Origin of the sequence: Halomonas sp. HP20-15 (assembly GCF_033446685.1) — a bacterium.
Classification (GTDB): Bacteria; Pseudomonadota; Gammaproteobacteria; order Pseudomonadales; family Halomonadaceae; genus Modicisalibacter.
Map to the genome: position 1 here is coordinate 18,095 of NZ_JAWQLY010000004.1, position 23,661 is coordinate 41,755.

The window sequence follows — 23,661 nt, forward strand, 5'->3', positions numbered from 1 at the left end:
GCCCCAAAGGAGAAAACCATGGCTAAAACATCTTCCAAGGTGATCGTCACCTGCGCGGTTACCGGATCGGTACACACACCCTCGATGTCGGATTATCTCCCATTGACGCCGGACGATATCGTTACCAACGCCATCGACGCCGCCCATGCCGGTGCTGCGATCCTGCACCTGCATGCCCGCGACCCGAAGGATGGACGCCCCACGGCCGAACCGGCGATTTTCGATCAGATCGTGCCGCGTATACGTGAACAGACCGATGCGGTCATCAATATCACTACCGGCGGAAGCACCCGCATGACGCTTGAAGAGCGCTTGGCTTACCCACTGCAACTTCAACCTGAAATGTGCTCGCTGAACATGGGGTCGATGAACTTCTCGATCCACCCGGCCGCGCGCCGCATCAAGAACTGGAAATACGAATGGGAGAAGCCCTACATCGAAGGCATGGAAGACCTGATCTTTCGCAACACGTTCAAGGACATCAAGCATATCCTCAAGGTATTGGGCGAGGATTGCGGCACCCGCTTCGAGTTCGAATGCTACGACCTGGGTCATCTCTACAATCTTGCTCACTTCGTTGACGAGGGCTTGGTGAAGCCGCCTTTTCTCGTTCAGACGATCTTCGGCATCCTGGGAGGAATGGGCCCTGACCCAGAAAATCTATCGATCATGCGTACCACGGCGGACCGCCTGTTCGGACGGGAAAACTATCGCTTTTCGGTGCTCGGCGCGGGGCGACATCAGATGCCATTGCTGACCATGGGTGCGATCATGGGCGGCAATGTGCGTGTCGGACTTGAAGATAGCGTCTATCTCGGCCGCGGCGAGATGGCCAAATCCTGCGCCGAGCAAGTGCAGAAAATCGGGCGGATTCTGGACGAGCTTTCATTCGACATTGCCACGCCCGATGACGCCCGCAAGATGCTCAAGCTAAAAGGCAGTGCCGCCGTTGTTGGCTGACCGTTGTTGGCCGAGTAGTCATGCTGCTCTTTTCTTATCCACTCACCAGCCTTGCCCGACTCGTACCGTTCCCCAGGGGCTCCACCAGGATCCGCACCGGAATGCGTTCATGCATCTCCTGAACATGAGAGATCACGCCCACCTTGCGGCCCTGGGCCTGCAGGCCGTCGAGCGCCTCCATGGCCAGCGCCAGCGAATGCGGGTCGAGGCTGCCGAAGCCCTCGTCGATGAATAGCGTCTCGATCCTCAGCTTGCCCGAAGCCATCGACGCCAGACCCAGCGCCAGGGCCAGCGAGACCAGGAAGGTTTCGCCGCCGGATAGCGAATGCACCGAGCGCTGTTCGTCGCCCATCTCGGTATCCACGACCAGCAGGCCCAGTGGACTGCCGCCGCGGGCCAGCCGGTAGCGCCGGGTGAGGCCGGTGAGGTGCTGGTTGGCGTGAGCGAGCAACTGCTCGAGGTTGTAGGCCTGGGCGATACGCCGGAATGCCTTGCCGTCGGCGGAGCCGATCAGCTCGCTGATGCGTCCCCAGCGACGGTGTTCGTCCCGCGCCGTCGTTAGCGTTGCTTGTAGTTCCTGCTGCCGGGCCCGGCGGCGGTCGTCGTCGTGCAGCGCGGCCATCGCCCGGTCGCGCTGCTGCTGGGCGGCTTCGCAGGCGGGCACCAGCGCCTCGCGGGCTTGGCCGGCCTGCTCGCGGCGCCGGTCGAGGCGGGCATGGTCGTTTTCGGGAACCGCTCGATCGATCTCGTCGAGTCCCTGGCAACGATGGTCGAGCAGCCCGCTGCGGCGCTCGCCGGCGCGAACCCGGCAGGCTTCCCGCGCCTTATGAGCGTTCTCGACGCGTTCGCGCAAGGCGCGTTGCGAAGCGTCGTCCATCGCCAGCAGTTCGTTCAGCGTAGCGTCGTCGAACTCAGGATTGGCGGCCTGCCAGGCGGAAAGCTCGGCGGTCATCGCACGCTGCGCCTCACGGGTCTGCTCGACACGTAGCATCAGGTCGTGCTGTTGCTGGGCCAGGCGCTGACTCTCCAGGCGGGCGGCGTCGCGCGCTTCGCGGGCCTGGTCGGCATGCTGCTGGGCTTCGTTGCAGGCCTGGTCCAGCGCCTGGCGCCAGGCCTCGATACTGGCGTGGACGCCGAGCCGCGCGGCGATGTCGCGCTCGAGATCGGCACGCTGCGCGCGCCGGGGCGGCCGGGCGCGGTCGATCTCGCCCAGCCGGCTGTCGAGCGGTTCGAGCTGGCTCTGCTGCCGGCCGATCGCCAGATCGTGCCGGTTGAGCGCTTCGCGCAGCGGTTGCTGGCGGCGCCGATCGTCATCGATGCGGGTCAGTTCGCCGGCGAGTGCGTCGCGTTGCCGCCGGCTGTCGGCTAGCTGTTCGTCCAGCCATGGCGTGCCGCGGCCGGCATCCCGCTCAACCTCAGCCAGATATTCGGCGGCCAGCGGCAGGGCGTCGAGCGCCCGGCGCGCGCCGTCGCACGACTCGCTCAACTCCGCCAGGCGCCGCTGGCGTTGCTGGCATTGCGCGCGCAGCGCCTGATAGTCGGCACTCAGTCGTTGATGCTCGTCACGGGCCGTGGCGAGCGCCCGGTCGACCTCGGCCAGTTGACGATCCTCCTCGGCGACGCTCGCCGCCAGGGCGGCCTGGTCTGGCGAGGGCGACGGGGCGTGCCGGTAGGGATGCTCGCGGCTGCCGCAGACCGGGCAGGGGTGCTCGGCTTCGAGCTGGGCGCGTAGCGCCTCGACCCGCTCGCTGCGCGCCGCGCGCAGGCGCTGGATGCTGGCGTGGCAGCGCTCGGCGTCCTGCTGGCAGGCGTCGAGCCGGCTGCGGGCCTGTCTGCCGTCGCCGAGCAGGCGCTTTTGCTGGGCCAGGTCGAGGCGCTGTTGCTCGTCGAGTGCGCGTTGTTCGCAATCGAGCGCCTGCCAGCGTTGAGCGGCATGACGCAATGCGTCGAGCTCGGCGTGGCGCTGGCGCATCTCGTCGTGGCGGGCCTGCAGCGCCAGGCGGGCCTGCTCCGGGTCGCCGCCGAGACGCTGCTCGAGAGCGGCGAGCTCATCGGCCTTTAGCTGGCGCTGGCGGCGCTGATCGTCCAGCTCGCGGTTCAGCGTGGCGCGGCGCTCGCCGAGGCGGCGATGCTCGTCGTCGAGTTCGTCGAGCTCGCGAGTCAGGTAATCGAGCCGTTGACGGCTTTCGCTGGCGGCCTGCAGGGCGGGTTGGGCATCGCGCTGGGCCTGCCGGGCCGCGGCCAGGGAACTGTCGGCGGCCTGGAAGGCGGTGTCCTGCTCGGCCTGCCGGGTATCGCTGGCCTGACGCTTTGCCTGGATCTCGGCGAGCTGGGCCCCGAGCCCATCGGCCTGGCGAGCCAGCCGGTCGCGTTCGTGAAAGTCGTGGCGCTTCGCGGCCAGGGTCTCGAGCCGTTCGAGCGTCCGGCGCGCCACGCCGAGTGCGCGCCACTCCTGCTCGCTGTCAGCGCTTTCGCGCTCGGCCTGCTGCCAGGCTTCCCGCAGGCCGAGCTCCCGGTCGAGCCAGGCCTGTTCGGCGTGCAGCGCCTTCTCGCGTTGCTGGATCACCTGCCAGTCGCGGTCGGCATCGCGTGCCTTCTCTTCCAGCGCGGCACGCTCGGCGGTTTCGGCCGGTGGCTCGCCGTCGAGACGCGCTTCGACCTCGCGCACCCGTTCGGCGGCCTGCTTGGCACGCTGGTAGGCGGCGATCGAGATGCGCGAATAGATGCCGGTGTCGGTGAGCCGTTCGAGCAGCTCGCTGCGGGCGTTGTCGTCGGCCTTGAGAAAGGCGCTGAACTCGCTCTGGGCGAGCAGCACGGCACGCGTGAACTGGTCGAAGTTGAGCCCCAGGCGTTGCGGCAGAAGGCGCTCGAAATCGCGTTTCTGGCTGGCCAGCACGCGCCCGCCGGGCAGCTCGATGAGCGCCTGCTCGACAGCCTGCAGGCGACCGTCGGGGCGGTTGCGGGCGCGGCGTACCGACCAGCGTGCCCGGTAACGCTCGCCGTCGCGGCCGACGAAGTCGACCTCGGCGTAGCCGCTGGCGGTACCGCGTCGCAGCAGGGTGCGCGGGTCGGCGGTGGTCAGCCGTTCGTCGCCGACATCGGGGGCCTGCGAGTCCCGCGACGGCGCCTGGCGCAGCCGTGGCGTATTACCGTAGAGCGCCAGGCACAGCGCATCGAGTAGGGTGCTCTTGCCGGCGCCGGTGGGCCCGGTAATGGCGAACAGGCCGCTGTCGGCGAGCGGCCCGGCGGCGAAATCGATGGCATGCTCGCCGGCCAGCGAGGCGAGGTTGTGAAGGCGAATGGCGAGAATCTTCACGCGTCGGCGTCCTCCGCCGGATCGGCATGGGCGAGCTCGGTGAGCAGGCTGGCGAAATCGCGCGTGACGTCGTCGTCCGGCGGGGCGCCGAACTGCTGCTCCCAGGCATGGGCGAACAGTGCCGTCGGTTCGGGGGTTTCCTGGGGCGCGGCGTCGAGAGCGGTGACGTTGCGGCTGCCGGCGTACAGCGACTGGATGCGGATCAGGCGCACCGTTTTGTCGGTCAGCGCCTGCTCGATGCTGGCCCGCAGGTCGACCCGCGGGGCGTCGAGCTCGACCCGCACCTCGAGCCATGGCCAGCGTTCGCGCGGGGCCTCGGGGTCGCTATCGAGCGCCTCGAGTTCAGCCAATACCGCATCGAGCGATGCCGGTCCGACCCGCAGCAAAGCCACCGCGCGCGGTACGCGGATCGCCTCGCAGCCGGCCAGCGCTTCGCCGTCGAGGGTCACTTCGACGACCTGGTGAGGGTAGTCGACTTCGGAGAAGTCCATCGGCAGCGGCGAGCCGCTGTAGCGGATACGCGCCTCGCCGACCTGCTGCGGGCGATGCAGGTGGCCGAGGGCAACATAGGCCAGCGAGGCGGGGAACAGTGTACTGGGCAGCGATTCCTCGCCGCCGATGACGATCGGCCGCTCGCTGTCGGCCGACACGCTGGCGCCCTGGATGTGCGCGTGACTCATGGCGACCAGCGCCTGGCCGGGACGCCGCCGCGCCTCGGCGCACTCGATCAGCTCGCGATGGACGCGTTCGACGCCGCTGACGTAATCGTCGCCGTGGGTGCCGCCGGTGACTTCGGCGGGGCGCAGGAAGGGCAGCGCCAGGCACCATGCCGCGACCTGGCCATCGGCGGTCTCTAGCGGTATCAGCAGCCGCTCGGCATCGAGGCGGGCAGTCTCGCCCTGGTCGTCGTCGAGCCAGATCACGCGACCCAGCGCATGGGTGCGCAGACGCTCCAGCAGCGGCCCGGGCAGCTCGATGCGCGCGCCGCTGTCGTGATTGCCGGCGATCAGCACGATGGTCAGTCGTGGCAGCCGTTGGTGAGCGCTGACGATGAAGTCGTAGAGCTGCTGCTGGGCCCGCAGCGAGGGATTGACCACATCGAAGATGTCGCCGGCGATCAGCAGGGCGTCGCTGTGGCGCTGCGCGAGGGTCTCGAGCAGCCAGTCGAGGAACGCCCGGTGTTCGACGTGGCGTTCCTGGCCGTGGAAGGTCTGGCCCAGGTGCCAGTCGGCGGTGTGCAGCAGTTTCACGATGAGCTCCTGAGCCAGCCGGTAAAAAAGTGCGCCCAGTGTAGCGCCTCGGCGGGGCGGTTCCATCCCCGTGACCAGGCGCCCCGAGGCGATTTGTGCAGTGCATCTTAGACGGATGGATAGCTTGTCAGAACGAGCGCCAGCGGCTTGACTGGAGCTGACCGCGCCGCTCGCAGGCGCAATACTTTAGCGACACAAGAACCACAGCGACACAACAACAACTGAGCAACAAGAATACTTGGAGCAACGCCAGCTTCTTAATCGTCACCGCTGCGCATTCATGGCCGGAGCCACAAACACAATAACGCCCGGCATGAAACGTTCGCAGCCGGTGCCCTTAACGCGCACCCCATCGCTTCGGTCTCACGAAGCCTGACTGCTAGGCTAGGAGCAAGGACGACAAAAGGACCTTGCCGCTATGCCTGATACTTCACTTCAACCCTCCCCGCGCGAACCGCTTCACGACTGGTCGCTGACGCCCGAGCAGGCGATCGCCCTGCAGCGCCAACTCGCCCCGCGGGTCGAGCGTCGTGATCGCCTCGACACGGTCGAGTGGATCGCCGGGATGGATATCGGCTTCGAGGACGAGGGCGCCACCACCCGTGCCGCCGTGGTGCTGTTGCACTGGCCGGACCTGACTCCCGTCGACGAGATCGTCCACCGCGAGCCGACCCGCATGCCCTACATCCCCGGGCTGTTATCGTTTCGCGAGATCCCCGCGGCGCTGAGCGCCTTCGAGCGCCTGTCGCGGCGCCCCGACCTGGTGATGGTCGACGGCCAGGGTATCGCCCATCCGCGGCGTCTGGGCATCGCCGCGCATCTCGGCCTGTGGCTCGACCTGCCGACCCTCGGGGTGGCCAAGAAACGCCTGTGCGGGCGCCACGGCGAAGTGCCCGCGGCCAAGGGCGAATGGACCGCGCTGAGCGACAAGCGACGCGACGAGGACCCGGCCGACGCGCCGGTCGACGCCAGCGGCCGGGTGATCATCGGCGCCATGTTGCGCTCGCGGGAGAACGTCAAGCCGGTGATCGTCTCGCCGGGCCACCGCCTGAGCCTTGCCACCGCGCTGGACTGGACGATCGCCTGCCTGGGCCGCACCAAGCTGCCGGAACCGACGCGACTGGCGGATCGCATCGCCTCGCGGCGCGGCAGTCGCTTCGTCGAGCCCAACGGTTCGTTGTTTTGAGAACCTGGCGGGACAGCGTCGGTTCGTGCCTCGATCGGTTACACTGCGACCTGATTGCTGAACGGGGCGTACTCCGCGTCCCGATGTTCTACCGCCGGGGGCTGGCATGTCCGCTTATCCAACCGAAACAGCCATGATCGCCGCGACCCGCAACTGGGTGTCGCGCTTCGTCGTCGGCCACGATGTATGTCCGTTTGCCGCCCGCGAGCTGCGCCGCGACAGCATTCGCTATCAGGTATTGGCGGCCGACGACTTCGAGACGGCGTTGCTGACGCTGATCGAGGCCTGCCGCGCGCTCGACGCCTCGCCGGCCATCGAGACCACGCTGCTGATACTGCCCCGCGGCGTCGATGAGTTCGAGGATTATCTGGACCTGCTGGATCTCGCCGAGGCGTTGCTCGAGGCCGAGGGCTACAGTGGCGTCTATCAACTGGCGAGTTTTCATCCCGACTACTGTTTCGACGGTGCCGAGCCCGACGACCCGGCCAATGCCACCAACCGCTCGCCGTGGCCGATGCTGCACCTGCTGCGCGAGGCCAGCGTGAGTCGTGCGCTGGACAACTATCCCGACCCGCAGGCCATCCCCGAGCGCAACGTCGCACTGATGCGGCGCCTGGGCAATGCCCGGCTGGATGCCGAACGGGCCGCCTGTCAGTCGGTGGGCGAGGCCTGATTGGTTTCGGTCGTCGCTTTCAGGATTTCCCCTTGAAAGCACACGCCCGGGTGGCCATGTAACGAGGTGACGCTCAGGGTACGGCGCAGTGCGTCGCCCGTGACGGCTGCCGATCGACTACAGTGAGATGGGCGCAAGCCATCAGACGGCAAGAACGCTTGAGCGAGGCACGGCAATGCCTGCCATCGGCCAACCAAAGGAGACGACATGAGCATTCAGAAGAAAGGATCCGCGCAGTGGCAAGGGAGCCTGAAGAAGGGCAAGGGCAGCGTTTCCAGCGAGAGTGGCGCGCTCAAGGATCTTCCCTACGGCTTCAACACGCGCTTCGAGGGCCAGCCGGGCACCAATCCCGAGGAGTTGATCGGCGCGGCCCATGCCAGTTGCTACTCGATGGCGCTGTCGATGATCCTCGGCGAGGAAAACCTCGAGGCCGAGAGCATCAAGACCCAGGCCACCGTGACCCTTGAGCAGGATGACAGCGGCTTCACCATCTCGGCGATCCATCTTGATACCGTCGCCAGGATTCCCGGCGCCGACCAGTCGACCTTCGAGACCGCGGCCAACAAGGCCAAGGAAGGTTGCCCGGTGTCCAAGCTGTTCAAGGCCAACATTACCCTGGACGCCAAGCTCGAGAATTGAGACCAGCGGTCGGGCGATGCACGAATGCCTCATCGCTCGATCCGAAGCAACATGGGGATAGACGAAGCCGGCCCTCGGGCCGGCTTCGTCGCGCCTGGACCCCGGCGTGCACTAGGCCTGCGATACGGCGGGCTCGGGCGTGCTGTGACGAATGGCGCGCCACTCGCGCTCCTCGAGGATCATCGCCGCGGCCTTCTCGGCGATCATCAGGGTCGGCGAGCAGGTGTTGCCGGAGGTGATGGTGGGCATGATCGAGGCGTCGACCACGCGCAATGACTCGACACCCTGCACGCGCAGGCGATCGTCGACCACCGCCTGAGCGTCCCGTCCCATCCTGCACGTGCCCACCGGATGGAAGATGGTCGTGCCGATGTCGCCGGCGGCCCGGGCCAGTTCCTCGTCGCTCTGCCACTCGGGGCCGGGCTTGAGCTCCGCGGGGCGATAGCGGGCCAGTGCCGGCGCGGCGGCGATACGCCGGGTCAGGCGGATGGCATCGACGGCGACCCGGCGGTCGCTCTCTTCGCTCAGGTAGTTGGGCCGGATCGACGGCGCCTTTGCGCTGTCGCGCGAGCGAATGGCCACGCTGCCGCGGCTCGCCGGGCGCAGGTGGCAGACCGAGGCGGTGAACGCCGGGAAGGGGTGCAACGGTTCGCCGAAGGCCGGCAGCGACAGCGGCTGGACGTGATATTCCAGGTTGGCGCTGGCCTGGTCCGGGTCGGAGCGCGCGAATACGCCGAGCTGGCTGGGCGCCATGGTCAGCGGGCCGCTGCGCGAGATCAGGTATTGCCAGGCCATGCCCAGCTTGCCGTGCCACGAGCCGGCGATCTCGTTGAGCGTGGCGACGCCGTCGACGCGGAAGATCATGCGCAACTGCAGATGATCCTGCAGGTTGCCGCCGACACCGGGCGCGGCGTGGACGAGCGGGATGGCGAGCGACTCGAGCAGCTCGCGCGGGCCGACCCCCGAGCGCTGCAGGATCGCCGGCGAGCCGATCGCGCCGGCCGAGAGGATCACCTCGCGGGCGGCGAGCGACTGGTAAGCGCCGTCCAGATGCACTCGCACGCCGCAGGCGCGCGGCGGCGCGGCCTGCTCGTCGAACAGCACCCGGTCGACCTCGGCATCGGTGATCAGGGTGAAGTTGTCGCGCTTCTCGAGCCCGCGCAGGAATGCCTTCGAGGCGTTCCAGCGCACGCCGCGACGCTGGTTGACCTGAAAATAGCTCGAACCCTCGTTGTCGCCGCCATTGAAGTCCTCGATCGGCGGAATGTCGCACTCGGCGCAGGCCTCGCGGAAGGTCTCGAGAATTTCCCAGCGGTGGCGCTGTCGTTCGACCCGCCACTCGCCGCCCGCGCCGTGCATGTCGCTGGCGCCGGCGTAGTGATCTTCGCTACGCCGAAAGAACGGCAACACGCTCTGCCAGTCCCAGCCGGCGTTGCCCAGCGCGGCCCAGTGATCGTAGTCGGCGGCCTGGCCGCGCATGTAGATCATGCCATTGATCGACGAACTGCCGCCGAGTACCCGGCCACGCGGATAGCCCAGGTCGCGGCCGTTGAGGCCGGCTTCGGCTTCGGTGCGATAGCACCAGTCGGTGCGCGGATTGCCGATGCAGTGCAGGTAGCCCACCGGAATATGGATCCAGGGGTAGTTGTCGCGTCCGCCCGCCTCGATCAAGGTGACCCGGTGATGTGGATCCTCGGACAAGCGCTTGGCGAGCAGGCAACCGGCGGGGCCGGCGCCGACGATCAGGGTGTCGGTGGCCGGGTAGTTGCGGGCATGCGTCATGGACGGCATCTCTTGTCGTTATGGATGCTTCCAGACTAGGCGAGAGGCACCCTGCAACGAGAGCCGACGATAGTCGAAGGCCGGCGAAGCGGGCCCCGGCGCGGCGTCAGGCGCCGGCCTGGGAGGGGGTCTCGCTGCGCGCGGCGTAGCGTGTGGCGTGATCGACCAGCGCGCGGATCAGGCGTTGTTGCGGACGGTTGAAGATCAGGAACTCGGGATGCCACTGCACGCCGATCAGGAAATCGTGATGGTGGCTCTCGATGCCCTGGACCAGGCCGTCGCGATCGCGGGCGACGATATCGATGCCATGGCCGGTGGCGTCGATGGCCTGGTGGTGCAGGCTGTTCACCTGGCACCAGTTGACGCGCAGGATGTCGTGCAGCCGGCTGCCCTCGATGACGTCGACGGTCTTGCGCGGCAGCACCGTGCGGCGCGGCTTGATGTGTTCGTAGGTGGCATAGATGTCGCTGAGCAGGGTTCCGCCGAGAAACACGTTGATGATCTGCGCGCCGCGACAGATGCCCAGTACCGGGCAGCCGTCCGGAACCAGCCGCGTGAGCAGCTCCAGTTCGAGCGTATCGCGCTCGGGATCCACGCGTACGTCGAGCTGGACTTCGCCGCCGTAGAGCTGCGCGCCGATGTCGTCGCCGCCGCCTACGATCAGGCCGTCGAGACGGGTACCGTCGGGGCGCGCCGGGGAAAGTCGCACCGGCCGGCCGCCGGCGCGCCAGACCGCCAGGCAGTCGCAGTACCAGGCCAGCCGGCTCTTGTCATTCGAGGTGGTGATGCCGATCAGGGGTCTTCTCTTCATGCGTCCTTCATCCATCCGCGCAGGCGATCCAGCCAGCGCATCATCGGTAGTCGATGGTGATGGGCGAGGTAGGCGCCGCCGCGTTCGGCGAGCAGCGCTTCATCGGCGGCCAGGCGCTCCACCTCGACCCAGCGGTTCCACTCCGCGACCACGCTCCAGTCGGGCTGCGCGAACTGGGCGTTGGGCAGCCGGTAATGGTAGGTCGGGCGTGGCTTGATACGTTCGTCGCCGAGCAACTGGGGCAACTCGTCGGGTTGCAGGAAGGCGAACAGCGGGAACAGGTCGAGTTCGCGGTTGCGCGACGGATTGGCTACGGCGTAGTCCTTGATCAGGGTCGCCAGATCGGGCCGGTAGCCCGGGTCGAGCACCTGCAGGGCATAGTCGCGAGGGAACGGATTGGCATGCGGCAGCACCTCGCGGGTGATGTCGATGTCGATCTCCTCGCGTAGCCACTCGGCGAGAATCATGTAGGCGCGCAGGTGGGCCAGCACGCTGGCGGTATCGATGCCCGGCACTTCCGGGTTCAGGTGCAGGCCGAAGGCGTAGAGCAGGCTCTCGCGGGTATCGCGGGCGCCCTGCAGGCGCAGGGCGTCGAACAGCGAGTCAAGCTCGCCAAGCGACAGCCAGGGGATCGGCGGGCAGACGATCTCGGTGGGCACCACGCCGGACACGGCATCGCCGATCAGCGCCCGGGTGCGGTTGTGCAGTTCGGCGCGCAGGCGGTGCCATTCGGCGTCGCTGCTGCTCGCCTGGGTCTTTTCCAGCACCTTGTCGTCGGGATGGGCGTATTTTGAGTCGAGTTCGACGGTGAAGTCGCCCCAGCGGGTGCCCTCGACCTTGAAGCGATGCGGGCTGAGCTGGTGGATGTCGCCACCGAAACGGTTCTGCACCAGCGCGGCCGCCGCCGCCGGTGCGAGCGCCGCGAATTCGATTTCCACGCCGACACGGCGCAAATGCCCCTCTGTCGTGCGCGGTACGGGTGGCGCTTGGGGCTTCATGGCGACCCTCCTGCTGCGATGCGCGAAAACCACCATTGCAACGGCTTGCCGAAGTGCTGGCAAGCCCCGAGCGGTAAAATACCGTGGCTGCTAACGAGTCACCGTGTGTCTGCCTAACCGGGGCGCTCGACAAGCGCCAGCCCCTGGCGGACATGCTCGGCCAGCCCCAGGCCGGCCTCATGCATGGTCAGGTAGGTCTGGTTGGCACCGGCGCGGCGAATCGCCTCGGCTTCGTCCTCGTAGAGACTATGGGCGACGATCGCCCCTTTGAAGCCATGCTGGCGCAACTGTCGGGTGGCGAAGATCTTCGACTCGGCGTCGGGCAGGGTGAGCACCGCCACCTCGACGGTATCGAGCGCGAGGCTGTGCCAGAAGCCGATATCCTCGCCATCAGCGTAGACCACGTGGCGGCCGGCATGGCTGTGACGCTCGACCCGGCTGGGGTCGGCGTCGATGCCGATGAGGCGCGTCTGGTCCTCGCGCAGGCGATCGTAGGCGGCGGTGCCGGTGCGGCCCATGCCCAGGATCAGCACGCGGGCATCGCCCAGCGAGGCGGGTTGCTCGTCGGGGTGCCAGGTACGCGTCTCGAAGCGCAGCAACCATGGCTCGAGGCGGGCGAATAACTCATGGGCATTGCGCTGCAGCGGCGCGGCGATCAAGAACGACAGCGCCACGGCCAGCGCCAGGCCGACCAGCGCATCGGGCACCAGCGCCGCGGCGACGATCAGCCCGAATTCGCTGTAGCTGGTCAGGCTGACGGCGGCCTGAAAGGCGTTGCGCGCGCGCAGCCGAAACAGGATCAACAGGAAGAAGAACAGCGCCGCCTTGAGCGGCAGCAGTGCGGTGAACGCCACCGCGAAGCCCAGTGCCTGCCAGTCGGGCAGCCCCGACATGCCGATCTTGAGAAAGAAGCCGACCAGGAACAGCTCCTTGAGCCCCCACAGCGACTTGCCCAGTTCCTGGGCGCGCGGATGACCCGCGACCAGAGCGCCCAGCACCAGCGCGCCGACCTCGCCGGACAGCCCCAGCGCGGAGAAACCGGCCCCGCCGACCACCACCGCCAGCACCAGCCCCATCAGCAGCAACAGCTCGTCGTGGCCACTGACATCGATCAGCCAATGGAAAAGCGGTCTCAGCAGCGGCAGGCCGAACAGCAGCAACGCCCAGGGCGAGGGCACCTGGCCGGTCGAGAAGGCCAGCACGAACAGCGCTATCAGGTCCTGGATGATCAGGATGCCGATCGCCACGCGGCCGTGAAAGGCGCGCAATTCGCGGCGCGACTCGAGGCTCTTGGCCGACAGCACGGTGCTCGAGAACGCCAGGGCGACGGCCAGCAGCACGGCCGACCCCCAGGCGATGCCGCCCAGCCAGTGCAGGCCCGGCGCGAAAACGCCCACGGTGACGACGAAATGCACCAGCCCGCCGCCGATCACCTCGGGCTGGGCGAGGCTCTTGAGCTTGAGCTTCAGGCCGACCGTGAACAGCAGCAACAGCACGCCGAGATGCGCGACGTGATCGAGCACCGCCGGGGTCGAGGCCGGCAACGACAATTGATTGCCCAGCGGGTTGATCAGAAAGCCCGCCGCCAGGAAGCCGATCAACGCCGGCAGGCCGCAGCGCCGCGCCACCAGGCCCAGCACGAAGGCGAACGACAGACAAATGACTTCCAGCATGGCAGGCTCCGGCAAGAACTGGCGGCAAGGGTTGGCGAATCCGCGCCGCCGAGCTGGCGACGCGCTGTGGCCTATCGTGACATAGTGAGGATGACAATCCGCCAACCTCGACTCAATTTCGACCATGAGGAAGCGCCATGAGCGATAGTCGCCGGGGCTGCGACTGGCAGGATCTGACCAGCCGCGAGCTGGCCGAACGCGTCGCCGCCGATAGTGTCGCCGAGAGCGTCGCCGTGCTGCCCCTGGCGGCGATCGAGCAGCATGGCGCTCATCTGCCGCTGTCCACCGACCTGGATATCGGCCAGGGGCTGCTCGCCGCCGCGCGCGAGCGCCTGCCCGACGGCTTTCCGCTGTTGGTGCTGCCCGCGCTCGCCGTGGGCGCCAGCGACGAACACACGGCGTTCCCCGGTACGCTCAGCCTGCCGCCCGAGATCGCCATCGCGGTGATCGAAGCGCACGGCGACGCCCTGGCGCGCGCCGGAGTGCGGCGCCTGGTGCTGTTCAACAGTCACGGCGGCAACAAGGCGGTGATGGACCTGGCGGCGCTCAAGCTGCGTCGCCGCTGGGGCATGCTGGTGGTCAAGGCGCACTACACGCGCTTTGCCCCGACGGCCGAAGGGCTGCCGGCCGAGGAGTTGCGCCACGGCCTGCATGGCGGCGCGCTGGAAACGGCGCTGATGCTGCACCTGGCGCCGCACAAGGTGCGCCGCGAGGCGCTGACGCATCCACCGTCGCGCGGCGAGGCGATGGCCGGGCGCGACGAGCTGCTCGGCCCCGAGGGTGAGGCGGCGTTCGCCTGGATGGCCGAGGACCTGCATCCCGGCGGGGTGGTGGGCAACGCCCGGCTCGCCGACGCCGCGCTCGGCGAACGGCTGGTTAACCATTACGCCGAACGACTGGCGCGCTTGCTCGGCGAGACCCGAGCGCTCGATATCGACGACTTTCAGGCCCGGCGCGATCCCGGCTGATCGATGCCCACTTCATTGCGGGAGTCGTCGAGAGCGTCGTTGGGCTCAGTGCCGAGAGCGCCGCTCATCAGCTCGTCGAGCAGGTGCCCGGCCCGGCTCGCCTTGGCGCTCAGGTAGCGGTGATTCTCGTCGGTGAGCCGACCGTAGAGCGCCTGGCGGTCGGCGACATCGATACCGCCCTCGATCAGCGCGGCGATCTTCACCGGGTTGTTGGTGAGCAACTGCACGCGGTGGATCTTCAGTGCGGCGAGCATGTCGACGGCGATCCCGTAGCGGCGTTCGTCCTCGCCGAAGCCCAGCACCTGGTCGGCGTCCAGCGTGTCGAGCCCTTCGTCCTGCAGGCTGTAGGCGCGTAGCTTGTTGGCCAGGCCGATGCCGCGTCCCTCCTGGGCGAGATACAGCAGCACACCGCCGCCCAGGGCCTGGATCTCGGCAACGGCGTTGCGCAGCTGTTCGCCGCAGTCGCAGCGCAGGCTGCCGAACAGGTCGCCGGTCAGGCAGGCCGAGTGCAGGCGCAGCGGCACGGTCGCCGGCCAGCGTGCGGTATCGCCGATCACGATCGCCAGATGCTCGCGCAGGCCATCCGGCTCGCGAAACAGGATGAAGCGGCTTTCGGGCGCCTCGGCGAGCGGGATGCGCGCCTCGCTGACCCGTTTGAGCATACCGTTGGCGTTCTCGAAACAGCGCGCCGCATCGGCGGCATCGATGGCCAGTAGCGTGCCGTCGCCGACCAGGGCATGGATCGAATCTTCGGCATGCGGTGCGACCCGTGCGGTCAGCGCGGCGGGGATCAGCAGCGCGCGACGCATCAGCGTCAGGGCGGCGTGGTCGGTGCGGCTGGCGGCGACCGGCGCCGGGCAGGGCATCGAACAGGGCGCCGCCCCGCGCCGGCCGAACGCCAGGGCGTTGAGCCGGGCGAGATCGTCGAGTTCGCGGGGCGCGAGCGGCAGGCGTGCGCTCTCGGCACTTATTTGACGGCCGAGCAGCGCCAGGCGATGGCGGCTCAGCACCAGCCCCGGCTCGCTGCCGGCGCTCGTCACCAAGCGCTCGAGGGTATGATCGTCGAGGCTCTCGAGTGGCTGGACGAGCACCGATTCCTTGGCGTCGCGCAGAAGTACCGGCAGTCCCCGGCGGATATCGAATAAGGCGCGTTCGACCTGATGCATGAGCGTCTCCTTGTCACGGCGGGGTTGCCCCGTTACCGCGCGCTGCGCATGATGAATCGCGATACGCCTTCCGGAGAAGACATGAGCGACTCGTATGTCGACGAGGCATGGCAGTGCATTCGCCAGGCGCTCGATGAAGATTGGTCAATCGCGACCGCCGCGACGCTGACTAGCGGCTCGCTGTCGCTGCGGGTCGTGCGGGGCGGCGCCTGGCAGCAAGTCGGGCAAAACGTCGGGCGGGACGTCTGCGAAAGCGCCGACGCGCTGCCCGCCGCTTGCCGCGACCTGCTCGACTGCCTGCTGCCGCTGGTGGCGCGACGCGGCGGGCTGGCGATCGCCCAGCTCGGCCAGAGCCTCGACGGGCGCATCGCCACCGATAGCGGCGCCTCGCACTACATCAACGGCCTCGCCAGTCGCGTCCATCTGCATCGTCTGCGCTCGCTGGTCGACGGCGTGCTGGTCGGCGCCGGTACCGTCGCCGCCGACGATCCGCAACTCAGCGTGCGTCACGTGATGGGCCGCAATCCCTGCCGGGTGGTGTTCGACCCGCGCGGACGGCTCGACTCCGGGCATCGCGTCTTCCAGTCCGGCGAGGCGCCCACACTGCACCTGGTCGGCCATGGCGCGCCCGTCCTGAGGGGCGTCGGCGGCCACGTCGAACGTCTCGAACTGCCCGCCGGCGCGCAGGGCGTCACGCCCCGGGCGATTCTGGAGGCACTGGCCGAACGCGGCCTCGCGCGCGTGCTGGTCGAGGGTGGCGGGGTGACCGTGTCGCGCTTCGTCGAGGCCGACGTGCTGCACCGTCTGCACCTGCTGGTGGCGCCGCTGCTGATCGGTTCCGGGCGTCCCGGGTTGCGATTGCCGCCGATCGACAGCCTCGACCAGGCGCGTCGGCCGCCGTCGCGCTGTTTTCCCCTCGGCGACGACACGTTGTTCGACCTGCGCCTGCTCGATGCCTGAGCGATGGCGACTGCGCAACAGGAACACGCCGCCGGGTAGACTCGAGACCAGCACCAGCACGCCGTAGGCCATCGAGATCGCCACGCCCTGTTCGGCGGGCAGCCCGACGCCGCTCCAGACCAGCGCCGCGGCACCCTCGCGCAGTCCCCAGCCGGCCACCGACAGCGGCAGGGCCATCGCCATCAGCACCGGCGGAATCAATACCAGCAAGGTAGTGAGCGCGATGTCGGCGCCGATCGCCCGGGCCGCGCAGACATACACGGCGATGTAACTGGCCACCACCAGCAGCGAGGCGAGCAACTGGCGTGGCCAGACTCGGGCGTCGGTCAAGGTGCGGGCCAGATCCCGAGCCAGTCCACGGGTCAGCGCCTGCGACAGCCGCTTGGCGGCGTGCGATGGGCGTCGGTTCAGCCAGGCGAGCGCGAGTGCCGCGCCGGACACGATGACCGCCAGCGTCGCCCAGCCCAGCGCATCGACCGACTCGAGTGCCGCCAGGGCGGCGTGGCCGGCCTGGCTCAGCGGCGCGTGCCAGAGCGGCGTGGACAGCGCCAGCAGGGCGACCGGCCATAGCACCAGCTGGCCCGAGACGCGTTCGATGATCACCGAGCGGATCGCCGGGCCGCGCGCGCCGCTGGCGTCGGCATGGCGCCAGGCGCGGGTCACGTCGCCCATCACGCCGCCGGGCAGCAACTGGTTGAGAAAGGTAGCCAGGTAGTAATCGCCGAAGGCCGCGCGGCGTGACAGCGGCACGTCCAGCAGGCGAGCGGTGAACCGCCAGCGCCACGCCGAAACCGCGACCTGCGGCAACGTCAGCAGCAGCGCGACGAGTGCCCAGCCGGGCGCCAGGCCCTCGATCTCTGCTGCAATCGCCGCAACATCCAGCCAGGCCAGCAGCCCGGCGAACAGCCCCAGGCTGATCGCCAGCCGCAGCAGGGCGGGAAATGCCGGGCGCTTCACGATTGCGCCTCGCCGGGTTCGGCAAACAGGTCGATGTGGTCAATCTCGATGCCCAGCTCGCCGGCTTCCAGCGCCGCGTGGCGCTCTTCCAGCCAGGCGTCCGCCCGTTCGCGGTCATCCGGGTATTGCTCGTGGAGCGTATCGCCCCAGCCGGCGAGCAGGGCACTGCCGAGGGTGCGGCTTTCGACACGGCCGGGCGGCAGCCGCCACGGGCTGGCGGCGCTGCTCACCGCATAGCCGTGGGCGGCGAACGCTTCGCTTAGTGCTGCTGGCGCGTCGCCGCCGAGTGCCGGGCCGAAGCCCTTGTCGCGACGCTGATGGGCGATGACGCCGTCCCGCGCCCAGCGATCCTCGCCATCCTCGCGGCGTTGTCCCCGGGAATCGATGAAGGCCCAGTCGCCGGTGACGCTGAGCGTGAACAGCGCGGCGAGCCGACGCTCGGCGCAGGCGCGGACGAGCCGCTCGGCCCAATCGCAGGAGACCAGGTCGAACAGCGCCGAGGCGCAGACCAGGTCGGCGCCGTCGAGCAGCGCCGGGGACAGGGGCGTCAGCGGCTGGCGATCGCAGCTCCATTCTGTCGCTCGGCCATCCTCGTCGACGAGCCGGCCCAGGCGCGATCCGGCCTGGGCCAGCAGGGCGGGGTCGTGATCGACCAATCGCCAGCGCTGGGGGCCGGGCAGCCGCTCGGCCAAGTACGCCGGGTTGCTGGCAGTGCCGCAGCCCAGATCGACCAGCGACAGGGGGTCGCCGTCACGCCTGCGGCGGCGCAGCCAGTCGCTGGCGTGGCCGGTCAACCGCGGGCTGCGTGCCTGATGATCGGCGCGTTCGCGCAGGCTCAGCCAGCCGGCCGCAAAGCGCCCCTCGTCGCTCATGCCGATGCTCCGCTCGCCAGCGCCGGGCGTTGTAGCGCCGTCGCGAAGGCGTGTCCGGCGTCCGACCAGTCGGCGAGCCCATCGCGGGCTCGCTGGGCGCCCTGGCGCAATCGCTGGCGCAACTCGGGGTCGTCGAACCAGCGCTTCAGGGCCTCGGCCAGCGCCCCTTCGTCGCCGGGCGGTACCGCGAGCCCGGCCTCCCGCGGCAGGGTGTGGGCCAGCGCGCCCCCGGTGGTGGTAATCACCGGCAGGCCGTGGGCCAGCGCCTCGCTGATGACCATGCCATAGCCTTCGTAGTGCGAAGGCAGCACGAACAGGTCGGCCTCCTGATAGGCCTCGATCAGCTGGTCGTGGGCGCGCTCGCCGGCCAGCTCGATGCGCGAGTCGAGCCGATGATCGGCGATTCGCTCGCGGACATGACGGACATGGCGGGCATCGCGGTCGAGCCCGCCGATGCAGGTCGCCTGCCAGTCGCGATCGGCGAGCCGGGCCAGGGCCTCGACTAGCACCTCGTGGCCCTTGCGCGGCGTGAGGGTGGCGACGCACAGCAGCCGTGTCGGGCCGGGGCAGTCGGCCGTCGCGCGTGGCGAGAGCGGCGCGCGGGCGACGCCGGGCTCGATCACCGTGATGCGCTCGGCGTGGACGTTGAAATCGGCCAGCCGGCGGGCGGTGAAGGCACTGGTGACGATCACCCGGCCCACTGCACCCAGCGCGCGGGTCTCGCTGATCGTGAAGCGGGTGCGCTGGGCGGGGTCGAGCCCGGTCTCGTCGGCCAGCGGGTGGTGGACCAGAGCGGTCAGGTCGAGCCGTTCGGCGTGACGGGCGAGTACCTCGGGCAGACCGCCCATTGCCAGGCCATCGATCACCACCCGCGCGCCGTCGGCATGGCCGGTGAGGGCGTCCTCTAGCGCGCGGGCGGCTTTTGCGTCGGGCTCGGGGAAACGCCCTTCGAGGCCGACGACCGTGACCTGCCAGCCCTGTTCGCGCAGCGCCGCGACGATGCGCGCGTCGTAGACGTAGCCGCCGGTCAGCTGTTGGGGGTCGCCGGCGACGATCAGGCTCAGGGTGTGTTCGTTACGGCTGGCTCCGGCGTTCACAGTGCCCCCTCGTAGCTGGCCCAGGCGATGTGCGACTCGTGCAGCGTCACGCTCAATTGGGTCAGGCCCTTGGCGCCGTTACCCAGCCGGCCGTCGCGGATCACCGCGGCCATGCGCTCGAAGACCGCGTGAGCCATGAATTCTGTGGTGGTGTTGCGGCCCCGGAAGGCTTCGTGCTCGTCGAGGTTGCCGAGGTTGAATTCGCCGAGCAGCGCCTTGAGCGCCTCGCTGGCCAGGCCGATATCGACCACTAGGTCATGCTCGTCGAGTTCGGGGCGCTTGAAGGTCACGTCGACCACGTAGGTGGCGCCATGTTGGCGCTGGGCGGGGCCGAACACCTCGCCCTGGAAGCTATGGGCGATCATCATGTGATCGCGGACGGTGAGGCTGAACATGCACGGGGCTCCTTGTGCGAAGGGTGCGTTGTGCGCAGGTACGACAGTCGATGGCGCCATCTTACGGCTGCCGTTCAGCGGCTCCTGTCAGTAACTCTTCAGTATCAGTAGCGTAAACGATGGCACAGCACGCCGTGAGCTTCGGCCAGGCGCGGCATTAGCGCGGGCAGATCGACGAAGTCGCTTTCGCCGTCGATCAGCGCGTCGAGGCGCTCATCGCGCAGCAGATCGAGCGCCAGGGCGAGGCGGCGGCGGTGGCTCCAGCGTGCGCTGCGTGCCGGCGAGACCGTGCCCACCTGGCTCGAGCGCAGCGTCAGGCGGCGGGCGTGAAAGGCCTCGCCCAGCGGCAGGCTGACAGGCTGGGTGCCGTACCAGCTCATCTCGATCAAGAGTGCCTCGTGGCCGGCCAGTGCCAGGCCGTGACGCAGGCCTGCGGCGTTGCCGCTGGCGTGGATCACCAGGTCGGCATCGCCACAGGCCGCCTCGGGGGTGCTGAAGGGCACGTCGAGCGCAGCGGCCAGCTCCGCGCGGGTGGAGTCGATGTCGATCAGTTCGACCCGGGTACCGGGGATGCGCGCGCAGAGATAGGCGATCAGCGCGCCGACCACCCCGGCGCCGATCACCGCGATGCGATCGCCGGGGCGCGGCCCCGCGTCCCACAGTCCATTGACGGCGGTTTCCATGTTGGCGGCGAGCACGCCACGCGCTGCGGGCAGGTCGTCCGGCAACGGCACCACGGCATCGGCGGGGACCACGTAGCGATCCTGATGGGGATGAAGACAGAACACCGAGCGGCCGAGCAGCCCCTCGGGGCCCTGTTCGACGGTGCCTACGCCGGCATAGCCGTACTTGACCGGGCCCGGGAACTCACCGGCCTGGAAGGGCGCGCGCATGCGGGCATATTCGCTCGGCGGCACGCGGCCGTTGAAGACCAGCGCTTCGCTGCCGCGGCTGATCGCGCTGAAGCGATTGCGCACCAGCACGTCGTCGTCGCCCAGAGGCGGCAGCGTTTCCTGGCGGAGTGCGCCCTGGCCCGGGGCGAGAGTCCAGAAAGCCTGTGCGGTCATGGCGGGCATGGGTCCATCCTGGCGGTATGAACCTATCGACCCGGCGCGGGTCAATGGGTTCAACGGTTGTACAAAAATTGTATAGCTATTCGTCCATGTACTGGCAACCAGCCGATAGCGCATGATCCTTATCTGGATCGTGCCCTGTCATAATAACTTCGAGTGTGCCGGCCCCGGCGTCAAGCCGACCGGTCCATCGAAGCGAGGTTTTCGATGAAGTTCCTGTGAGAGGGATATGCAAATGGCCGATGGTTCGATGCGCCGTCAGCGGCGCCTGGCGCTGACCACGCTGGCCGAAATGGCGGCGGGCCTGGCGCTGTTTGCGTTGCTGATCGAGGGCCTGCTGTCGGGGTTGTCCGCCCCCACGGGTTTGCGGTTGAGCGCCGGATTGGTCTTTCTGGCGATGCTGGGGATGATCGCCTGGCGCTGGCCGACGGCCTGGCGCTGGCTGGGCTGGGCCAACCGCGTCACCCTGCTGCGCGCCATGCTAGTGGCGGTCATCGCCGGTGCACTGATCTTTCCCGCATTCATGAGCAGCCAGGCCTGCTTCATGGCCGGGCTGGCGCTGGTGGCGCTACTGCTCGACGGGGTGGACGGTTTCGTGGCGCGAGCCACACGCTCGATGTCGCGCTTCGGTGCGCGCTTCGACATGGAACTCGATGCCTTCTTCATTCTGGTGCTGAGCGCGGCGCTGCTCGCGCTCGACAAGGTGGGCGCCTGGGTACTGGCGATCGGCGTCATGCGCTATGGCTTCGTGCTTGCCGGCCGGCCGTGGCCCTGGCTGCGTCGGCCGCTGCCGGACAGCCGCCGGCGCAAGCTGATCTGCGTGTGGCAGTCGGCGTCGCTGCTGACTGGATTGCTGCCCTTCGTGCCGGCCTCGGCCGCTGCCGGCCTGGCGATGCTGGCGCTGGGATTGCTGGGCTACTCGTTCGGGGTCGATATCGCCTGGCTGATACGCCATCGGCACGCCGTCCTAGCCGAGCGCCTTGACGATCAGCTGCATGCCGACGATCGCCATGGCGACGATGATCAGCCGATAGAACAGCCGCTCGTTGACCCGGTTTTGCAGCCACAGGCCGCTGCGCACGCCGGCCCAGGCGACCGGCACCAGTAGCAGCGACGCGCCGGCGCTGGTCAGGTTGATTTCGCCCAGCCATAGATAGGGCCCGAGTTTCATCAGGTTGACCGCAGCGAAACCCACCACGCAGGTGGCGATGAACGCTTGTTTGTCGAGCCCGCGCGGAATCAGGTAGAGGTTGATCGGCGGCGCGCCGGCGTGGGCGAGGAAACTGGTGAAGCCGCAGCCGATCCCGGCGGGCAGCGACCAGTAGCGATGGATCGGCCGCGACGCGCGCGGTCGGCGCAGCATGTAGACGGCGAACAGCAGCGAGATGATCCCCAGCAGTAGGCGGATCAGATCCTCGTCGAGGACGCCGATGGTCAGGGTGCCGATCGCCACGCCGACGGCCATGCCCGGCAGCAGTCGATAGACCTCGCGGGTTGCCTGACGCCCCCACCAGGCCTTGACGCTGAAGGCATCCATCACCAGCAGCAGCGGCAGCAATAGCCCGGCGGCCTCGATCGGTCCGATCGCCAGCGCCATCAGAGGCACCGAGAGCGAGCCGAAGCCGCCGGCGAAACCGCCCTTCGAGATGCCGGTGAGATAGGTCGACAGGACGATCAGCGTCCACGCCAATAATGAATAGTCGGGCAGGCTCATCCTCGCTCCTCGTCAGCGGCGGGGTGCGGCAGTTTACCAGCCGCGGCCCCGGTGCGGGGGGGCGGCAGGGGGCCCAGGGTCGTCAAGCCGGCACAGTCCGCGTATAAGGGAGCCAGATTTCTGCTATATGAGCGATGGATCATGGCACGAGCTCCCTTCGAACTCGCCGGCGCGCGCGTTGCGCCGGGTTCCCGCGCGCAGATCGACGTCCCGGTGGCCAAGCTCTACACCCATGCGCCGCTGCACATCCCGGTGGAAGTGGTGCATGGCCGCCAGGCCGGGCCGGTGCTGTTGGTCTGCGGGGCGATCCACGGCGACGAGATCAACGGCGTCGAGATCGTCCGTCGGCTGCTGCGGTCGACGGCGATCCGCCGGCTGCGCGGCACGCTGATCGCGGTGCCCATCGTCAACGTCTTCGGCTTCGTCCAGCACACCCGTTACCTGCCCGACCGGCGCGATCTCAACCGCTGCTTTCCGGGCAGTGACGCCGGGTCGATCGGCTCGCGGGTGGCCGCGCTGTTTCGCGAGCAGATCGTCGACCTGGCGAGCCACATCATCGATCTGCATACCGGCGCCATCCACCGCACCAACCTGCCGCAGGTACGCTCCCAACTGAGCGTGGGCAGCGAGACGGCGGCAATGGCCGAGGCCTTCGGCGCGCCGGTGATCCTCAACGCCGAGCTGCGCGAGGGCAGTTTGCGCGCCTATGCCCAGCATCACGGCGTACCGGTCCTGACCTACGAGGCCGGCGAGGCGCTGCGTTTCGACGAATGGGCGATCGCGCCGGGGGTGCGCGGAGTGCTGCGGGTGATGCGCCACCTGGGCATGCTGGCGGCCAGCCGGCGCCGTCGCGAGCCGCCGCCGGCCGAGGTCGCCAACGGCTCGAGCTGGGCGCGGGCGCCGATCGACGGCATCCTGCGTCCGCGGGTGCGTCTCGGCGCGCGGGTCGCCAAGGGCCAGGTGCTGGGGCTCGTCGCCGATCCGTTCGGCAATTCCGAAGGCGAGGTGGTGGCCAACGCCGACGGCATAGTCATCGGCATGAGCAACCTGCCGCTGGCCAACGAAGGCGAGGCGCTGTTCCACGTCGCCCGCTTCGAGGCGATCGAAGAGGCCGAGAACGCCGTCGAGACGTTCCAGTCGGATTACGAGGGCACGCCGGACACGCTCTGAC

19 protein-coding genes and 2 pseudogenes are annotated in these 23,661 nt (G+C 68.6%); 8 read left to right on the forward strand and 13 right to left on the reverse strand.

The window, feature by feature from the left end:
- The first annotated feature begins 18 nt into the window (after positions 1–18).
- Complete coding sequence (locus R6258_RS06535; protein WP_318448807.1) at positions 19–960, forward strand: 3-keto-5-aminohexanoate cleavage protein; 942 nt, start codon at positions 19–21, stop codon at positions 958–960.
- A 34-nt stretch (positions 961–994) separates the two neighbouring features.
- Here R6258_RS06535 and R6258_RS06540 read toward each other — a convergent pair whose 3' ends face one another.
- Together R6258_RS06540 and R6258_RS06545 are read right to left on the reverse strand one after the other, a co-directional pair.
- Positions 995–4,276: an AAA family ATPase gene (locus tag R6258_RS06540; RefSeq protein ID WP_318448809.1), complete on the reverse strand. Its 3,282-nt coding sequence runs from the start codon at positions 4,274–4,276 to the stop codon at positions 995–997.
- The gene (locus tag R6258_RS06545) at positions 4,273–5,526 is read right to left on the reverse strand and encodes an exonuclease SbcCD subunit D (RefSeq protein ID WP_318448811.1); all 1,254 of its coding nucleotides are present in this window, start codon (positions 5,524–5,526) and stop codon (positions 4,273–4,275) included. Before R6258_RS06545 ends, R6258_RS06540 begins: the two co-directional genes overlap by 4 nt.
- A gap of 418 nt (positions 5,527–5,944) precedes the next feature.
- Here R6258_RS06545 and nfi point away from each other — a divergent pair, with 418 nt between their 5' ends.
- From nfi to R6258_RS06560, 3 genes are all read left to right on the forward strand, one after another.
- Positions 5,945–6,712 carry a deoxyribonuclease V gene (nfi, locus tag R6258_RS06550; protein WP_318448813.1) on the forward strand — a complete coding sequence of 256 codons (768 nt, stop codon included), beginning with the start codon at positions 5,945–5,947 and terminating at the stop codon, positions 6,710–6,712.
- A 133-nt stretch (positions 6,713–6,845) separates the two neighbouring features.
- Positions 6,846–7,385, forward strand: coding sequence for a DUF1415 domain-containing protein (locus R6258_RS06555; RefSeq protein WP_318448815.1), 540 nt, complete (start codon positions 6,846–6,848; stop codon positions 7,383–7,385).
- A gap of 207 nt (positions 7,386–7,592) precedes the next feature.
- Positions 7,593–8,024: an OsmC family protein gene (locus tag R6258_RS06560; protein ID WP_318448817.1), complete on the forward strand. Its 432-nt coding sequence runs from the start codon at positions 7,593–7,595 to the stop codon at positions 8,022–8,024.
- Between the two features lie 111 nt (positions 8,025–8,135).
- On the opposite strand, the gene R6258_RS06565 is transcribed toward R6258_RS06560, so the two are convergent.
- The 4 genes from R6258_RS06565 to R6258_RS06580 all read right to left on the reverse strand — a co-directional run bounded on the left by R6258_RS06565 (position 8,136) and on the right by R6258_RS06580 (position 13,288).
- A complete protein-coding gene (locus R6258_RS06565) occupies positions 8,136–9,806 on the reverse strand; it encodes a GMC family oxidoreductase (protein ID WP_318448819.1) in 1,671 nt (556 codons plus the stop codon).
- 106 nt (positions 9,807–9,912) lie between these two features.
- Entirely contained in the window at positions 9,913–10,617 is a 705-nt protein-coding gene (locus tag R6258_RS06570; protein ID WP_318448821.1) for a gamma-glutamyl-gamma-aminobutyrate hydrolase family protein, read from the reverse strand.
- Positions 10,614–11,615 (reverse strand): amidoligase family protein, encoded by a 1,002-nt coding sequence (locus tag R6258_RS06575; protein ID WP_318448823.1) that lies wholly within the window; start codon positions 11,613–11,615, stop codon positions 10,614–10,616. Before R6258_RS06575 ends, R6258_RS06570 begins: the two co-directional genes overlap by 4 nt.
- A 113-nt stretch (positions 11,616–11,728) precedes the next feature.
- The gene (locus R6258_RS06580) at positions 11,729–13,288 is read right to left on the reverse strand and encodes a cation:proton antiporter family protein (RefSeq protein WP_318448825.1); all 1,560 of its coding nucleotides are present in this window, start codon (positions 13,286–13,288) and stop codon (positions 11,729–11,731) included.
- A gap of 137 nt (positions 13,289–13,425) precedes the next feature.
- Here R6258_RS06580 and R6258_RS06585 point away from each other — a divergent pair, with 137 nt between their 5' ends.
- The gene (locus tag R6258_RS06585) at positions 13,426–14,256 is read left to right on the forward strand and encodes a creatininase family protein (protein WP_318448827.1); all 831 of its coding nucleotides are present in this window, start codon (positions 13,426–13,428) and stop codon (positions 14,254–14,256) included.
- On the opposite strand, the gene ribA is transcribed toward R6258_RS06585, so the two are convergent.
- Positions 14,232–15,422: a GTP cyclohydrolase II RibA gene (gene ribA / locus R6258_RS06590; RefSeq protein ID WP_318448829.1), complete on the reverse strand. Its 1,191-nt coding sequence runs from the start codon at positions 15,420–15,422 to the stop codon at positions 14,232–14,234. The two genes, R6258_RS06585 and ribA, sit on opposite strands and share 25 nt — an antisense overlap.
- A gap of 81 nt (positions 15,423–15,503) precedes the next feature.
- On the opposite strand from ribA, the gene R6258_RS06595 reads away from it, so the two are divergent.
- Positions 15,504–16,382, forward strand: a complete 879-nt coding sequence (locus R6258_RS06595; RefSeq protein ID WP_318449164.1) for a RibD family protein — start codon at positions 15,504–15,506, stop codon at positions 16,380–16,382.
- Between the two features lie 45 nt (positions 16,383–16,427).
- On the opposite strand, the pseudogene R6258_RS06600 reads toward R6258_RS06595, so the two are convergent.
- The 5 genes and pseudogenes from R6258_RS06600 to R6258_RS06620 all read right to left on the reverse strand — a co-directional run.
- Positions 16,428–17,339, reverse strand: a pseudogene (locus R6258_RS06600) (lysylphosphatidylglycerol synthase transmembrane domain-containing protein); the annotation flags it as partial.
- Positions 17,336–18,211 (reverse strand): hypothetical protein, encoded by an 876-nt coding sequence (locus R6258_RS06605; RefSeq protein WP_318448831.1) that lies wholly within the window; start codon positions 18,209–18,211, stop codon positions 17,336–17,338. The gene R6258_RS06605 and the pseudogene R6258_RS06600, both read right to left, overlap by 4 nt.
- Positions 18,208–19,308 carry a glycosyltransferase family 4 protein gene (locus R6258_RS06610; RefSeq protein ID WP_318448833.1) on the reverse strand — a complete coding sequence of 367 codons (1,101 nt, stop codon included), beginning with the start codon at positions 19,306–19,308 and terminating at the stop codon, positions 18,208–18,210. The genes R6258_RS06605 and R6258_RS06610 overlap by 4 nt, the downstream gene beginning before the upstream one ends.
- Positions 19,305–19,703 (reverse strand): 6-carboxytetrahydropterin synthase, encoded by a 399-nt coding sequence (locus R6258_RS06615; RefSeq protein WP_318448835.1) that lies wholly within the window; start codon positions 19,701–19,703, stop codon positions 19,305–19,307. The genes R6258_RS06610 and R6258_RS06615 overlap by 4 nt, the downstream gene beginning before the upstream one ends.
- A 104-nt stretch (positions 19,704–19,807) precedes the next feature.
- A complete protein-coding gene (locus R6258_RS06620) occupies positions 19,808–20,779 on the reverse strand; it encodes a zinc-binding alcohol dehydrogenase (RefSeq protein ID WP_318448837.1) in 972 nt (323 codons plus the stop codon).
- A gap of 403 nt (positions 20,780–21,182) precedes the next feature.
- Between R6258_RS06620 and R6258_RS06625 the strand changes: the two are divergent.
- Positions 21,183–21,647: pseudogene (locus R6258_RS06625) on the forward strand (CDP-alcohol phosphatidyltransferase family protein); the annotation flags it as partial.
- Between the two features lie 96 nt (positions 21,648–21,743).
- Here R6258_RS06625 and R6258_RS06630 read toward each other — a convergent pair.
- Complete coding sequence (locus tag R6258_RS06630; RefSeq protein WP_318448839.1) at positions 21,744–22,490, reverse strand: sulfite exporter TauE/SafE family protein; 747 nt, start codon at positions 22,488–22,490, stop codon at positions 21,744–21,746.
- A gap of 141 nt (positions 22,491–22,631) precedes the next feature.
- Here R6258_RS06630 and R6258_RS06635 point away from each other — a divergent pair, with 141 nt between their 5' ends.
- A complete protein-coding gene (locus tag R6258_RS06635; protein WP_318448841.1) occupies positions 22,632–23,660 on the forward strand; it encodes a succinylglutamate desuccinylase/aspartoacylase family protein in 1,029 nt (342 codons plus the stop codon).
- Position 23,661 lies beyond the last annotated feature (1 nt).